Annotated in this window: 15 protein-coding genes; 6 read left to right on the top strand and 9 right to left on the bottom strand. The window is 36.7% G+C overall.

Going from position 1 to position 14,260, the window contains the following annotated elements; translation table 11 throughout:
• The first annotated feature begins 290 nt into the window (after positions 1-290).
• The 5 genes from ACWV26_RS08070 (at position 291) to modB (ending at position 5,965) form a co-directional block, all read left to right on the top strand.
• Positions 291-1,700: a C69 family dipeptidase gene (locus tag ACWV26_RS08070; RefSeq protein ID WP_455897832.1), complete on the top strand. Its 1,410-nt coding sequence runs from the start codon at positions 291-293 to the stop codon at positions 1,698-1,700.
• Between the two features lie 465 nt (positions 1,701-2,165).
• Positions 2,166-2,972 (top strand): formate/nitrite transporter family protein, encoded by an 807-nt coding sequence (locus ACWV26_RS08065; protein WP_455897831.1) that lies wholly within the window; start codon positions 2,166-2,168, stop codon positions 2,970-2,972.
• A gap of 282 nt (positions 2,973-3,254) precedes the next feature.
• Positions 3,255-4,358, top strand: a complete 1,104-nt coding sequence (locus ACWV26_RS08060) for an ABC transporter ATP-binding protein (protein ID WP_455897830.1) — start codon at positions 3,255-3,257, stop codon at positions 4,356-4,358.
• Between the two features lie 139 nt (positions 4,359-4,497).
• The gene (modA, locus tag ACWV26_RS08055; RefSeq protein ID WP_455897829.1) at positions 4,498-5,304 is read left to right on the top strand and encodes a molybdate ABC transporter substrate-binding protein; all 807 of its coding nucleotides are present in this window, start codon (positions 4,498-4,500) and stop codon (positions 5,302-5,304) included.
• Complete coding sequence (gene modB / locus ACWV26_RS08050) at positions 5,285-5,965, top strand: molybdate ABC transporter permease subunit (protein WP_455897828.1); 681 nt, start codon at positions 5,285-5,287, stop codon at positions 5,963-5,965. Before modA ends, modB begins: the two co-directional genes overlap by 20 nt.
• A gap of 201 nt (positions 5,966-6,166) precedes the next feature.
• On the opposite strand, the gene ACWV26_RS08045 is transcribed toward modB, so the two are convergent.
• From ACWV26_RS08045 to fdhF, 4 genes are read right to left on the bottom strand one after another with little or no spacing between them, the layout of a single operon-like run.
• Complete coding sequence (locus tag ACWV26_RS08045) at positions 6,167-6,313, bottom strand: hypothetical protein (protein WP_455897827.1); 147 nt, start codon at positions 6,311-6,313, stop codon at positions 6,167-6,169.
• A gap of 39 nt (positions 6,314-6,352) precedes the next feature.
• Entirely contained in the window at positions 6,353-6,562 is a 210-nt protein-coding gene (locus tag ACWV26_RS08040) for a heavy-metal-associated domain-containing protein (protein WP_455897826.1), read from the bottom strand.
• A gap of 16 nt (positions 6,563-6,578) precedes the next feature.
• Positions 6,579-7,076 carry a DUF1641 domain-containing protein gene (locus ACWV26_RS08035; RefSeq protein ID WP_455897825.1) on the bottom strand — a complete coding sequence of 166 codons (498 nt, stop codon included), beginning with the start codon at positions 7,074-7,076 and terminating at the stop codon, positions 6,579-6,581.
• Positions 7,051-10,032, bottom strand: a complete 2,982-nt coding sequence (gene fdhF / locus ACWV26_RS08030; RefSeq protein ID WP_455897824.1) for a formate dehydrogenase subunit alpha — start codon at positions 10,030-10,032, stop codon at positions 7,051-7,053. The genes ACWV26_RS08035 and fdhF overlap by 26 nt, the downstream gene beginning before the upstream one ends.
• A 263-nt stretch (positions 10,033-10,295) precedes the next feature.
• Between fdhF and ACWV26_RS08025 the strand changes: the two genes are divergently transcribed.
• Positions 10,296-10,514, top strand: a complete 219-nt coding sequence (locus ACWV26_RS08025; protein ID WP_455897823.1) for a PCI domain-containing protein — start codon at positions 10,296-10,298, stop codon at positions 10,512-10,514.
• Between the two features lie 129 nt (positions 10,515-10,643).
• On the opposite strand, the gene moaD is transcribed toward ACWV26_RS08025, so the two are convergent.
• From moaD to ACWV26_RS08000, 5 genes are read right to left on the bottom strand one after another with little or no spacing between them, the layout of a single operon-like run.
• Positions 10,644-10,877, bottom strand: a complete 234-nt coding sequence (gene moaD, locus ACWV26_RS08020) for a molybdopterin converting factor subunit 1 (RefSeq protein ID WP_455897822.1) — start codon at positions 10,875-10,877, stop codon at positions 10,644-10,646.
• Complete coding sequence (locus ACWV26_RS08015) at positions 10,874-11,350, bottom strand: molybdenum cofactor biosynthesis protein MoaE (RefSeq protein ID WP_455897821.1); 477 nt, start codon at positions 11,348-11,350, stop codon at positions 10,874-10,876. The genes moaD and ACWV26_RS08015 overlap by 4 nt, the downstream gene beginning before the upstream one ends.
• Complete coding sequence (gene mobB, locus ACWV26_RS08010; protein ID WP_455897820.1) at positions 11,347-11,871, bottom strand: molybdopterin-guanine dinucleotide biosynthesis protein B; 525 nt, start codon at positions 11,869-11,871, stop codon at positions 11,347-11,349. Before mobB ends, ACWV26_RS08015 begins: the two co-directional genes overlap by 4 nt.
• Entirely contained in the window at positions 11,835-13,124 is a 1,290-nt protein-coding gene (locus tag ACWV26_RS08005) for a molybdopterin molybdotransferase MoeA (protein WP_455897819.1), read from the bottom strand. Before ACWV26_RS08005 ends, mobB begins: the two co-directional genes overlap by 37 nt.
• A 13-nt stretch (positions 13,125-13,137) precedes the next feature.
• The gene (locus tag ACWV26_RS08000) at positions 13,138-14,154 is read right to left on the bottom strand and encodes a thiazole biosynthesis adenylyltransferase ThiF (RefSeq protein ID WP_455897818.1); all 1,017 of its coding nucleotides are present in this window, start codon (positions 14,152-14,154) and stop codon (positions 13,138-13,140) included.
• Between the last annotated feature and the right edge of the window lie 106 nt (positions 14,155-14,260).

The raw sequence follows: 14,260 nt of genomic DNA, 5'->3' as shown, positions 1-14,260 counted from the left end.
GTTCTTGTAGATTCTGATAGGTATTCCATTGTCGGCTTATTCTTTAAAGAAGCTTTTTCAAGTTACATCCAATTATACAAAAATATGAATTTCTACTCAATAATTATCTGATAATTAAATTATTTTTGTAAATTTAGTTTAAAAGCTAAGCTTAATCTGTTACATTGGTTTATTATTGGTAATTGAGTGACTGGCGCCAAAGATTATCTATTAAAAGTCATATCTGCCACTTCATGATATAATATTATTTAAAATTTATATTTTATTGTAAAGGATTAGTGAATTAATAGATGAAGAAACAAAAGACAGGTTCTTGTACAACACTATTGGTCGGAAAAAAGGCTTCGATTGATGGATCGACCATGATTGCTCGAAACGAAGATAGTGGTAGTGCTGCTTCTAACCCACAACGATTTGTGGTTATAAATCCAGAAGATCAACCGAAAATTTATAAATCTGTACAAAGTACGTTTGAAATTGAACTCCCTGATTATCCTTTGCGCTATACGTCTACACCAGATGCCAGTGATGAATCTGGGATTTGGGGAGAATCAGGCATCAATAGTGAAAATGTAGCGATGACAGCGACGGAAACGATTACGACCAATTCACGAATTTTAGGTGTTGACCCGTATGTTTTAAGTGGGATTGGCGAAGAAGATATGCTAACACTCGTTCTTCCTTACATCCGTTCTGCAAAAGAAGGTGTACTTCGATTAGGTAAAATTTTAGAACAGTACGGTACATACGAATCTAATGGTGTAGCGTTCTCAGATAAAGATGAAATTTGGTATTTCGAAACAATCGGTGGGCATCATTGGGCAGCTATTCGTATTCCAGATGAAGCGTATGTCATTGCACCGAACCGCTTCAACATTGATTATTTTGATTTTGAGTCTGCTGATACACTTTACTCAGAAGACCTACCAGAGTTAATCAAAAAATACCACTTAAATCCCGATACAGATCAAGTGAACTTACGCCACATATTCGGCAGTGCTTCCATAAAAGATACGCGCTACAACAACCCACGCGCATGGTATGTTCAAAAGTTCTTCAATCCCGAAGTTGAGCAGCAACCGATGGAACATGATTTGCCATTTATTTGTCGTGCAAATCGAAAAATCTCTGTAGAAGATGTGAAATGGGCGTTAAGCTCTCACTTCCAAAACACACCATTTGATCCATACGGTGAAGGTGATGAAAATTCGAAGAGTATGTATCGTACAATCGGGATTAACCGCAACCAAGAATCGCATATATTACAAATTCGTAACGACGTACCTGCTGAAATTGCAGGCGTTCATTGGTTAGCATTCGGACCAAATACATTCAATTCTGTTGTGCCATTTTATGCGAATGTAACGGATACTCCTGCATGTTACCGTGATACGACAACAACGTTTGATATTAGCAAAATACATTGGTTGAGCCACACAATCGCATTACTTGGCGATACAAATTTCAATCTATATAGCGATTTACAACGTGCATTTGAACAAAAGACCATTGCAAGTTGCCGCTTCATTCAAATGAACGCCGATCAAGAAGCGATGAAACAAGCTGATATTCAAAGTTATTTAAAACAAGTGAATGAACAATTCGCGGATATCTGTTTTAAAAACACGAATAAGCTATTAGGCGATATGGTTTTAGTTGGTACAAAGAAAATGAAACTGAACTTTTCATTAAATGATTAACAGATGAAAAAGCTGCAAAATTTGTGCAGCTTTTTTGTTTTGTATAAATAACACCTGACTCTTAAACTCTTCATATAGATTTTCATCTGACTACTTCGATTGGTACAGTTCTACTCTCAATTTTTATGCAAGGTGTATTAGCTCTTAGTATCAGGGCATACTATTTTGGTCAAATAATCAATTTAAAGAAACAAAGAGATCTACAACTACCGAAGAAAAGATATCTAGAATGATAACTTGTAGTTAGTGCTGTTATACGTTAAAATAAAATCATAATGAAAACATAAAATGGTGATTAGGTAAGACCTGCTTATTTGCTTTTATATGATTTTTATTTAAGTATAAATTATGATGATTGATTTCTTTGTATCGAGTGCAAAGGTATTAGGCAGCATCTCAAAAACCTTTTGGTAAAAAGGTTTTTTAAGATGCTGCCTTTTTTATTTCGAAATAGGAGGAATTATTATGGCTTTTCATAAACCACAAAAAATTGCAGAGATAACGATAGAAACAGGGGTGACAAAAACAAAACTTCCTTTTTCACATCTATTGTTGCTTGGGTTTTTAGGAGGAGCATTTATTGCATTGGGCTATTTACTGGATATCCGTGTCAGTGGAAATTTACCTGAAGAATGGGGAAGCTTAGCTAATCTGCTCGGAGGTGCTGTATTCCCTGTTGGCCTTATTTTAGTTGTCCTTGCTGGCGCAGAATTGATTACAGGAAATATGATGTCAGTATCCATGGCGTTTTATGCAAAGAAAGTCTCTCTAGGGAATCTCGTTCATAATTGGGTTTGGATCACGTTAGCGAATCTTTTAGGGTCTCTTTTTGTAGCATATTTCTTTGGACATGTGGTTGGTTTAACCGAAACAGGGCCATATCTGGATAAAACGGTTGCGTTGGCAACTTCAAAAGTAGATGCATCGTTCTTACAAACCTTTATATCGGCAATTGGTTGTAACTGGCTTGTATGTCTAGCAATTTGGTTGGCTTATGGCGCAGATGACTTTAGTGGAAAAATTGCTGGCATATGGTTCCCAATCATGGCGTTTGTTGCAATTGGCTTCCAACACGTTGTTGCGAATATGTTTGTCATACCGGCAGCAATTTTTGCAGGAGAGATTACTTGGATTGACTTTATTGGAAACATCATTCCGACTTTTCTAGGCAATGTTGTTGGTGGAGCTGGTTTTGTTGGATTGCTCTATTTTTATGTTTATTATAAACAAGTAAATCAAGTTCAAGTTCAGAAACCACGTAAGAAGTATTAAGAAACTGACATTTAAGGAAACCTTGTCACTTTAAAAATGCTATGTAAAATAGAGTGAGGTTTCTTAGGGCTACTTCAATTTCTGCTTACTGAAGTTGGAGTAGTCCTTTGTTTTATCTCTCTATTTATAGTTGTAATAAGAATCATTTATCAATTGAATTTATATTATAATAAGGAAGTAATCAATGTGGATGGTAGTATCCCGCAACATGTACAATTAAATTTTTCGTATTTATTTTGTATATCATCAAACAAGACAATACTTTTTTAAAGGATGATCGCTATGGTTGAACTAAAACTACAACATATTTATAAAACCTACAATAAAGAAATACAAGCAGTAAACGATTTCAACCTAGATATAAATGATAAAGAGTTTATTGTTTTGGTTGGGCCTTCAGGTTGCGGAAAATCTACTCTTTTACGTATAATAGCGGGCTTAGAAGATCTAACACAAGGTCTTATTCTAATGGATGGTCAATGCATGAATGATGTTTCTACAAAAGATCGTCATATTGCTTTTGTTTTCCAAAACTACGCCCTTTACCCACATATGGACGTATATCATAATATGGCATTCGGATTGAGAAGTCGTAAGTTTCCAAAGGATGAAATTGATCGTCGTGTAAAAGAAACTGCACATATTCTAAATCTCGAAGAATACTTAGACCGTAAACCAAAGGCTCTTTCTGGTGGGCAACGTCAACGTGTAGCATTAGGGCGTGCTATTGTTCGAGATGCAAAAGTATTCTTAATGGACGAGCCACTATCTAACTTAGATGCAAAACTTCGGGCGCAAATGCGTACTGAGATTATTAAACTGCATCAGCGTTTACAAGCAACAACCCTTTACGTTACCCACGACCAAACTGAAGCAATGACAATGGCAACACGCCTTGTTGTGATGAATAATGGAGTGATTCAACAAATCGGTATTCCTAAAGAAGTATACGAAAGACCTGCAAATGTGTTTGTTGGGAGCTTTATTGGCTCACCTGCTATGAACTTTTTTACAGGTCGCCTTTTAGACGGCAAAATCCGTATTGGCCATGTTTCTCTCGCCATCCCAGAAAGAAAAATGATGTATTTACGTAAGCAAAGTTATATGAACAAAGAAATCATAATGGGTATCCGCCCAGAGGATTTTCATGATGCATCTTTCTTCGATAAAACTTCAAATGGTTCTATCATCGATGCAAAAATTGAAGTAACTGAATTACTGGGTGCAGAAAATATTCTACATTCACAAATTTCGGGTCAACCATTTACTGCCCGGCTCGATACACGATCTAATGTTAAACAAGGACAAGTCCTCAAGCTAGTAGTGAATATGAATAAAGTGCATTTTTTTGATAATAAAACAGAAAATCGTATTCTTCTGGATTGAGAATGAAGAATAAGAAAAACACGCGGATATGTTATATCATGGTCGAATAGTTTATAAAAGTGTGATGAAAGTTATTTATTATAATTACCAGTTATCTCAAATTTTAAATTATAATTAGTTATAAGGTAGAGGTGAAAAAATGAAAAGGTGGAATTTCATTAGTATTCTTCTATTTGTGCTATTGTTTGTAGTAGCGTGTTCGAATAACGAGAGTACAGATCAATCTTCAGACAAGCAGGAATCTAAAAGTCAGGAAAATGTTGAATTGACCATTTCAGCAGCAGCTAGCTTAAAAGATACAATGGATGTTATTCAACATGCATATCAAGAAGAACATCCCGGAACAACGTTGAAATTTAACTTTGGGGCTTCTGGTTCTTTACAGCAACAAATTTCTCAAGGTGCGCCAGTTGATTTATTTTTCTCAGCAGCAGAAGATAAGTTTGATTTATTGGTTAAGGAAGGAACGATTGCAAAAGAAGACGGATTGAACCTTCTTGGAAATGAACTCGTATTAGTTGTCCCAAAAGAAAATCAATCTATTAAAGCTTTCGAAGATCTTGTCAAAAAAAATACAGGTAAGATTTCACTAGGAACGCCTGAAACAGTGCCTGCGGGAAAATACGCAAAAGAGTCGCTTGAAAAGATGAATTTATGGAAAGATGTTGAATCAAAAGTAGTTTATGCAAAGGATGTCCGTCAAGTATTATCCTATGTCGAAACTGGCAATGTTGATGCAGGAATTGTGTACAAAACAGACGCATTGGTTTCAAAAAAGGTGAAAATTATTGCATCTGCCAATCCTGCCACACACTCTCCTATTATTTACCCTGTTGGAATCATTAAGGACTCTGAACATTACGAAGCAGCAAAAGAATTTTATGAGTATTTACAAAGTGACGATGCTTTAAAAGTATTTGAGGAATATGGATTTTCTACTAAATAAAGAATTTATGCAAGAATTTTTGAGTCCGATTTGGTTATCGATAAAAATAGCTACTATTTCAGGTGTTATCGTTATTTTGCTGGGAACATTAATAGGTCGCGTGTTTGCTAGAAAATCTTTTAAGGGGAAAGCTGTTTTGGAAACAGTTCTCTTGCTCCCGATGGTTCTCCCTCCGACTGTTGTTGGTTTTTTCCTTATTGTGATCTTTGGAAAGAATAGTATTGCTGGGCAAGTTATTGAATGGCTTTTTAGGCAACCTATTATTTTCACTTGGTGGGCTGCTGTTATTGCAGCAATTGTTGTTGCATTTCCACTTATGTATCAGTCTGCAAAATCAGGATTTCAAGCAATAAACACTGACATTGAAGAAGCTGCTAGGGTAGATGGAGCAAGTGAATGGAGAATTTTGTTATTCATTTCTATCCCTCTTGCTTCAAAAGCTCTTATTTCTGGAAGTATATTGAGCTTTGCGAGGGCATTGGGTGAATTTGGTGCTACCTTAATGTTCGCTGGTAACATTCCTGGAAAAACACAAACAATTCCGACAGCCATTTATATAGCGATTGATTCTGGTAATATGAAAATGGCATGGATGTGGGTGATTTCAATCGTCATTCTTTCCTTTTTCATGTTGCTAGTTGTACGGGTAAAGCATGAATAATGGTAAGGGATTTCAGAAGAAAAATAAAACAGGTGTATTGAAACGCGAATCGTGTTTCTACACCTGTTTTTAGATTTTCAAGCATTTATTTCTAAAAGTCTTGACTACCTATTATTGTTTTGAAGAAGAGGGTGTGCTAACCTGAAATTAGCTTCTTATCAAACTTTATTTGGTAAAAGTTTCGCTACATTTTTGATTATGTCACTGGAATTCCTCATCATCAAAGTACGAAATATTACGATCCGTTCTACAGTTTTCACATATGTGAAGCATTCTTGTTCCGGATTGTTCATTCTCTCCAATTTCCATATTTTCTTCATAACCACAAACTTCACAAACCTTTATCATGTTCTCCCCCACCTTTCCTCATCATCCTTAAACAAAATACTAATTAATAATGTTATAGCCTGTATCTTTAACAGCTTGAAAAAAGTCTACACGTGAAGCGGCTTTCTCATCAAAAGTGAACGTAGCAGTTTTATTTTCTAGGCTTACTTCTGCCTCACGGACTCCCCATACTGAATGCAATGCCTGAAGAATTTTATTCACATCTTCATCATTTTGAATTTCCTCTATCTTCATACTTCCCTTTTCCAATTTACACATTCTCCTTCTAGTGTAGCTTTTGCTTATCCTTCTGAAACACTTCTCCCATTCCTTCTAATAAACCTAACATGGTAGAAAGTGATGTTCTTACTTCTTCGTTTCGCATACTATTTCCAAGCTTCCATAAGCTGACTTTCTCATTTTTATTCATTTTTTCTTCAGATTTTTCTAGACCCCGACTTACTCCATTTAGAATGATTTGTAATTGTTCAGGATTCAATTGACCTATGAACTTAATAGCATTCATTCCATTTTTGATTGTATTGTGCATGCTCGGTTGATTGATTTGCTGTATGGCAATTGCTCCGACATCCACCCGTTTTTCAAGTAACCCATTCAGAACGTTTAATACTCCCATATCTTGGAGATGTTTGATAATTCCAATGGTTGAAATAATCGCTTCTCGATTGTTTGCTAAGGCAGCAATAATCTCTGTTATTGCTTGAGATTGCTCCTGTTCAGGTGTGGGAATTTCTTTTTTAATTTGCTTGATCGCTTCTGCCAAGTTCATCACTCCCTGCTTTAAATAATTCCGTGATTGGCGTAAAATCATCACGTTTCCACTTTTCTTCAACTCTTACACTAATTTGAGGTATACGATTTCCAAATCGATAATTTACCTTTGGCAGCGGTGACTCCCCTTTTTCCTCCAAAACTTCCATTTTGACACCCATTTCTTTATAGTTCGGTGTATGTGTAACCAAGTCATGATAACTACTCGTTAGGCGGTTAACAGCTTCCTCATCTTCCTGCGTATTCATCGTCAAGTACAGTTCCTTACCTGTTACACGGTCTGTGACGATTGCTCTTACTTTCACCTGGCCGTATGGGGAAGTTAAACGCACTAAAGAGCCATCTTCAATGCTTTTTTCCTTTGCAAGCTCCGGTGAAATTTCAAGCCACGGATGTGGAACCTTATGTGTAAGACCTTCAGATTTGTACGTCATATTTCCTTCATGGAAATGTTCTAATAAGCGACCATTATTTAGATGTAAATCATATTCAACTCCTGCTTCATAAGGAGGCGTCCAATTAACTGGAACAAGTCTCGCTTTACCATCCTGAAAAGCGAACCTTTTTTCGAACAGTAGCGGCGAATCAGCACCATCTTTAGCAACAGGCCAGATTTGACTATTGAAACCTTCCAGTCGTTCATAACTCACACCTGCAAAATATTTGGCAAGACTTGCTGCTTCATCCATGATTTCACTTGGATGCTGGTAATCCCATTTTGCACCAAGAAGATTTGCAAGTTCTTGGAATATAAGCCAATCTGGTTTGGAATCTCCAAGCGGCTCTAATACTTTATAAAATCTTTGAATCCGACGTTCTGTGTTTACGAACGTACCGTCTTTTTCAAGACTCGGGGCTGCAGGTAAAACCACATCAGCAAATTGGGCAGTCTTACTGAAGAACACATCCTGAACAACAAAAAACTCTAACTTTTCAAGCATAGAATCCACAAAATTCACGTTAGAATCCACTAATGCCATTTCCTCACCGAATAAGTACAGTGCTTTAAGTTTTCCTTCCTTAACCCCTTCAAGCATTTGATGATTGTCCATTCCGGGATCTTTTGGCAGAGTAGCTCCCCATGCCTCTTCATAACGTTTTCTAACCTTCTCGTCTTGAATCGGTTCATATCCAGGAAACCAAGCTGGCATTGTCCCGAAATCACATGCCCCTTGAACATTATTATGCCCTCTAAGAGGGTAAGCACCTGTTCCTGCACGACCATAATTCCCTGAGATTAGAAGGAGGTTGGAGATTGCTGTACTCGTATCTGTTGCTCCCTTATGTTGCGTAACCCCCATCGCCCATAGTATGCATGCTGATTTTGATTCATGGATCATGGTTGCTACCATAATCATTTCATCTTTTGAAAGTCCTGTAGCCTCTTCGGCATAATCTAGTGTGTATTTATCTAAAGATTGGATATATTTATCCACACCGTTTACCCGATTACTCAAGAATTCCTTATCTTCCCAGCCTTGATCTAAAATGTATTTTGTCACAGCAGATATCCAGATAAGATCTGTACTAGGTTTAGGGTGAATAAATAGATTAGCTCGCTCTGCTAATTCATTCTTCCGTAAGTCTGCAACGATGAGTTTTTGTCCATGAAGCTTATGAGATCGTTTAATACGCGTTGCAAGAACAGGGTGTGATTCAGCTGGATTAGCACCGATTACTAGGATCAACTCTGATTTTTCAATGTCTCTAATAGTTCCAGAATCTCCTCCAATCCCCACTGTGCGTAAGAGACCTGCCGTTGCAGGAGATTGGCAATATCTTGAACAATTATCTACATTGTTTGTTCCCATAATTGCGCGGGCAAATTTTTGGAATAAGAAGTTTTCCTCGTTGGAACATTTCGATGAGGCAATATACCCGATAGAATCAGGTCCATATTGTTCTTTAATTCCTGATAGTTTTGACGCTATTAGTTTCAGCGCTTCGCCCCAGCTTGCTTCTACAAATTCATTTCCTTTACGAATCAAAGGTTTTGTTAAACGCTCTTCACTATTGACATAATCCCAGCCCCATTTTCCCTTAACACAAGTAGAAATTCCATTAACCGGAGACTGCTCCTGCGGCTCAATTTTTAAAATTTTGCGATCTTTTGTCCATACTTCAAAACTGCATCCGACTCCACAATAGGTACATACCGTTTTCGTACGTTTGATTCTAGCCTTTCTCATCGCTGCTTCCATTTCGGAAATAGCAAAAATTTCTTTATAGCCTGGTTCCACTTCCTTAGTCAAATCAATCATCGGTTCTAAAATTTTGGGAGGAATATTCGTTAAATAACCCGCTTCACCAAGCATGGATTTCTCCATTAATGCATTACATGGGCAAACTGTTACACAATGTCCGCACGAAACACAAGAAGATTCATCAATTGGTACATCGTTATCCCAAATCACGCGAGGCTTTTCACGATTCCAGTCAATCGTCAATGTTTCGTTCACTTGTAAATCTTGACAAGCCTCCACACATCTTCCGCATAAAATACATTGATCTGGCTCATATCGGTAAAACGGATGTGAATGATCCGGGGGATATGGTTTAGCTTCAAATTTATATTTTTGGTGTTCAATCTCCAGGTATTCAGCAGTATTATGAACGACACAATTCCCATTATTATTGTCACAGACTGTACAATATAGTTCGTGATTCTTTAAAATCCTTGACATTGCTTCATATTGAGCATCTTTTACAACCTTAGAATCAGTCTCTACATTCATCCCTGGCTCTACTTTAGTTGAACATGCCCGTACCATTTCTCCATTTACATTTACAAAACATGTATCACAAGTTTGAATGGTACCTAGGTTGGGATGAAAACAAATACTTGGGATATAGGAGTCATTTGCCTGGGCCACTTCTAAAATCGTTTGATTAGGATAGGCTTTGTACTCCTGCCCATTTATTTGGATGGAAAATGAAGGTTTATTCATGAGTTTTCTCCTTATCAATTCCTAGTAAGTTGCTCCTTCAGAACAGACTTCTTCCATTATTATTTGCAATATATATAGAGATTAATCAATAATTTGCCACTAAAACCGAGGAACTACATTTTTTATAATTTTCTGGTTCATCGTATCGGATTCAAAATTCACAAGATATGCATGCATATTTAAAACGATCAAGGGTTAATATAATAAAGAAATATTGATTCTTAAAATCATTTTTGAATAATTTAGAAGGAAGGTTAGAAAAAGTGGATAAGGAAATATTATATAAGCGTGTACATAATATGATTATTTCTTCAACTAAAAAGCCAAAATACACAGCACTCTCTACTGTAAAGATAGCTGACTTATTTGGTGTAAAGCCTGAGGATGTTGAAAAAACGTTGGGGGAATTAGTTAAAGAAGGGCGTTTAAATAAATCAACGTTAACAGAGCCGCCAAATTATGAAATCTATCTATTATCCTAAATGAAGCCAATTCCATGTTCTTTACATTAGGCTGTTCAACATTATAATAAGCAAGTAAACAAAAAAAGTCGAATTCCTTAACATGAAGGAACCGACTTTTTTTGTTGGAATTGGTATACCGGTCATGCTTCAACCTCCACTTATAGGTGGAATAAAAGCAAGAGTATCTCCATCTTTTACTATCAGTTGATCTGTTGCAAATTCCTCATTTACAGCGGTCATCGTATATTGTAAAGAAAGTTGTGGATATTGTTTTTCCATCCACTCTTTAATTTGACCCACACTATAATCTGATAGGTCTACTCTTAATTCAGATTTTCCGATTGTTTCTTGTAAGTGAGCAAATAATAATATGTTAATCATGAAATATCACCTTCTTTTATGGGTGGGGTTCCTTTTGAATAAGGGACGTTTTCTAATTGATCGCCAATCCATTCGGTACCATCTTCCCAAAACTCTTTTTTCCAGATGGGTACAATTTGTTTAATGCGATCAATTGCGTATTCATTTGCAAGGTAAGCCATTTTACGATGTGGCGATGACACTGCAATCACGACAGCAATATCCATAATTTCTAAATGTCCAATACGATGGGTTATAGCGATTTTAGCTTCTGGCCATCGTTCATGTATCTCTTTAGAGATTTGTTCAAACATTTTAATCGCCATAGCTGGATAGGCTTGATATTCCAAATGTAATGTTTTCTTTACATTTGTCATTTCACGTACTGTTCCAATGAAAATCGTAATAGCACCAGCGTTTCTGCTTACTACTTTTTTTCTTACTTCTTCAACGTCAATTGTTTTCTCTACAATTTCAAATAACGGTTTATTCATATCTTCCCCCTCATTTCTTGCATTAAAAATTCCATATACTTTTCTTTATCATGAATTGAAAAAGCAGGGTATTTCAGCGACTTTTCTAGTGGATAAGTTGGCCAATAGATTACACAGATGATATTGGTCACTTTTTCAAGCAAGACTTGATCTTCTATAGTTCGCAAAAGAACAACTTTCGAATAGCTTTCATTTTTATATCCCTCAATCAAGATGATATCCATTTCAAGTGAAGTGTAGATGGCTAAAATGTCATCTAATCTCCAGGTACTTTGATGAATGCTCATGCGTAAAGTACCTTCTCCTTCTACTGCTGTCACACTTGCACCAGCCTGCTCATGACGAAAGCTATCTTTTGAATTTTCTATCATAGGGATTCCGCCATGTCCATGATGTTTGATTGTACCTACACGTAGACTTTCGGTAGTGGCTTGTGAAATAAGTTGCTCCATTAACGTTGTCTTTCCACTATTTTGATACCCAACTATCTGTAAGATTTTACGATGTTGTCCCAAGGCCACTCACTTCCTTGCAAATCTTCTAACAATAAGACATCCACTTGCATTCCTTTTTCGTATCCACGCGATCCTCCAGGTAATACAATAAAAGCATTGGCTTTCGCTAAGGAAGAAACCGCACTAGATTTATCGAATCCAGAAGGAACTGCAATTAAATGACCATTTTCATATAAAGCAAATGCACGAACAAAACGGGTAAACGGATTCGCTTTTTTAAAATCGGTACCCAAAACAGCCAGCTCTCTGCGAAGATGTGGTTGATTACTGCCAAACGCCTTTCGAATAATAGGACGTACAAATAGTTCAAAACCAACATAACAAGCTGATGGATTTCCTGAGAGTCCAAATAATAATTGACCGCCTCTAACAGCAACAGTTGTTACACTCCCTGGTCGCATTGCCACTTTATTAAACAATATTTTTGCTTCAATGGCTTCATAGATAGCCGGTAAGTAGTCATAGTCACCTACCGAAACGCCACCTGTTGTAATTAATATATCTACTTCCTGTAAAGCTTTTTTGACTGTATTAATACATAAATCGAGGTCATCGCTTAATTTACCAAAATATTTAACAGTTGCTCCAGTTCGTTCTATTTGAGCCATAATCATATAGGCATTACTATTACGAATTTTGCCAGGCTGTAAAGATTCGCTTGGCTCGAGCAACTCGCTTCCTGTCGCAATTATACCTACAATTGGCTTTCTAAAAACAGGAACTTGATCATAACCAAAAGTAGCAAGTAAAGCCACAACACCAGGATTTATATATTGTCCTTTTTCTATAAGCACTTCACCTTTTTGAACGTCCTCACCCTTATATGATATATTTGTTCCTGCTTCAAAAGAACGCTTAATTGACATATACATCTGATTATTTTCTTCAAAAGTCTGTGTTATTTCTAGCATGACAACTGCGTCACATCCTTTTGGGATAGGAGCGCCTGTCATAATACGTACTGCTTCTCGATCACCTACTACTTCTTCAAATACATAACCTGCTCCAATTTCTCCCACGACATGAAAAGTGATTGGATTATCAGAGCTTGCTTCTTGACTATCAACCGAACGAATAGCATATCCATCATAAGGTGAACGATTAAATGCCGGGACATCTTGATCTGCAGCAATATCTTCTGCTAGAAAGCGCCCATGTGCTTGTAATAATGAGACATACTCTTTTTTTTCTTGAAATGCATATTCCATGACATGTTGAACAGCTTCTCCCACTGCTATTGGTTTTCTTTTTGCTAACATTTTGGACACCCCTTTACCCTAATAATTGATAATAAATGCTTTTAGCTTTTTCTATATCTTGTATTCCATGAATTACCACTCGACCATCCCGGAAAATCACTACACGATAATCGGTTGCTTGGCAAGATAGTAAATAGGGGTTTTTTTGGATTTCACCATACGGACTAAGTTGAACAGCGAGCTGATCTAAATGATAGTGAATCGGTTTAGGTGGGCGAATTTGTATGGCATCACGACCACATAGTATCTCTAACTTTGTTTGATTTTCATAGGACAAATATGGATATGTGGGATTTTGACCACAAGATGGACAATCTTCATGGCGCATTTTTTCGACATTTATTTCGTAGTGCTGATTTTGCCAAACATCGAAAGTTAAGTAGGATTTTCGTCTGGAATCTTCATCGCCTACTAAAAGTTTTAAGGCTTCTGAAACTTGATAAGCTGCTACAATTTGGACAGCTGGACTTATAATTCCAACCGTATCACATGTCATCCCTGTATTAGGCAACACTTTTAGTAAACAATGCAAACAAGGCGTTTTGCCTGGGACAATCGTATAAGTCGCACCATAACTACCAATACAAGATCCATAAATCCATGGAATTTGATATTTTTGTGCAAGATCATTCATCATAAAGCGAACATCAAAATTATCTGTTGCGTCAATCATGAGATCAACATCTTTAAGTAGTCCTATTAATTCGTTTGAAAATGCATCAAGTACAAATCCGTTAACTTCTACAGCTGAGTTAATACTTTGGAGCCGTTTTTTTGCAGCGATGACTTTAGGAATTTTTTCTTCGGCATCTTGTTCGGTATACAGTTGTTGTCTTTGTAAGTTGCTCCACTCAACATAATCACGATCAATTATTGTCAACTTCCCAACACCTGCTCTTACAAGTGCTTCTGCGCTAGCACTGCCCAATGCACCAACACCTATAATTAGGACATGTTTTTCGTTTAGTTGTTGCTGCCCTTTTTCTCCGATTGGACGGAATAATTGCTGTCTAGAATATCTATTATGCATAACTTTTTTTGCCTTTCTATTATTTTAAGTTTGACCTTTTGATTTATAGCATTATAATAAAAACAATGTTTTTCAACTAAAAAAGAATTCAAATCTGGAGAAGGAG

Source organism: Rummeliibacillus sp. JY-2-4R (genome assembly GCF_053847205.1).
This window is presented reverse-complemented; position numbering and strand designations above follow the sequence as displayed.

Bases quoted from the DNA above. Each gene is read 5' to 3' on its own strand.
- fdhF (WP_455897824.1), bottom strand. From the start codon at position 10,032: ATGAATAAACCTTCATTTTCCATCCAAATAAATGGGCAGGAGTACAAA.
- ACWV26_RS08045 (WP_455897827.1), bottom strand. From the start codon at position 6,313: ATGATAAAGGTTTGTGAAGTTTGTGGTTATGAAGAAAATATGGAAATT.
- modB (WP_455897828.1), top strand. From the start codon at position 5,285: ATGGATTTTCTACTAAATAAAGAATTTATGCAAGAATTTTTGAGTCCG.
- ACWV26_RS08060 (WP_455897830.1), top strand. From the start codon at position 3,255: ATGGTTGAACTAAAACTACAACATATTTATAAAACCTACAATAAAGAA.
- moaD (WP_455897822.1), bottom strand. From the start codon at position 10,877: ATGATTAACATATTATTATTTGCTCACTTACAAGAAACAATCGGAAAA.
- ACWV26_RS08065 (WP_455897831.1), top strand. From the start codon at position 2,166: ATGGCTTTTCATAAACCACAAAAAATTGCAGAGATAACGATAGAAACA.
- ACWV26_RS08015 (WP_455897821.1), bottom strand. From the start codon at position 11,350: ATGAATAAACCGTTATTTGAAATTGTAGAGAAAACAATTGACGTTGAA.
- ACWV26_RS08005 (WP_455897819.1), bottom strand. From the start codon at position 13,124: ATGTTAGCAAAAAGAAAACCAATAGCAGTGGGAGAAGCTGTTCAACAT.
- ACWV26_RS08000 (WP_455897818.1), bottom strand. From the start codon at position 14,154: ATGCATAATAGATATTCTAGACAGCAATTATTCCGTCCAATCGGAGAA.
- ACWV26_RS08070 (WP_455897832.1), top strand. From the start codon at position 291: ATGAAGAAACAAAAGACAGGTTCTTGTACAACACTATTGGTCGGAAAA.
- modA (WP_455897829.1), top strand. From the start codon at position 4,498: ATGAAAAGGTGGAATTTCATTAGTATTCTTCTATTTGTGCTATTGTTT.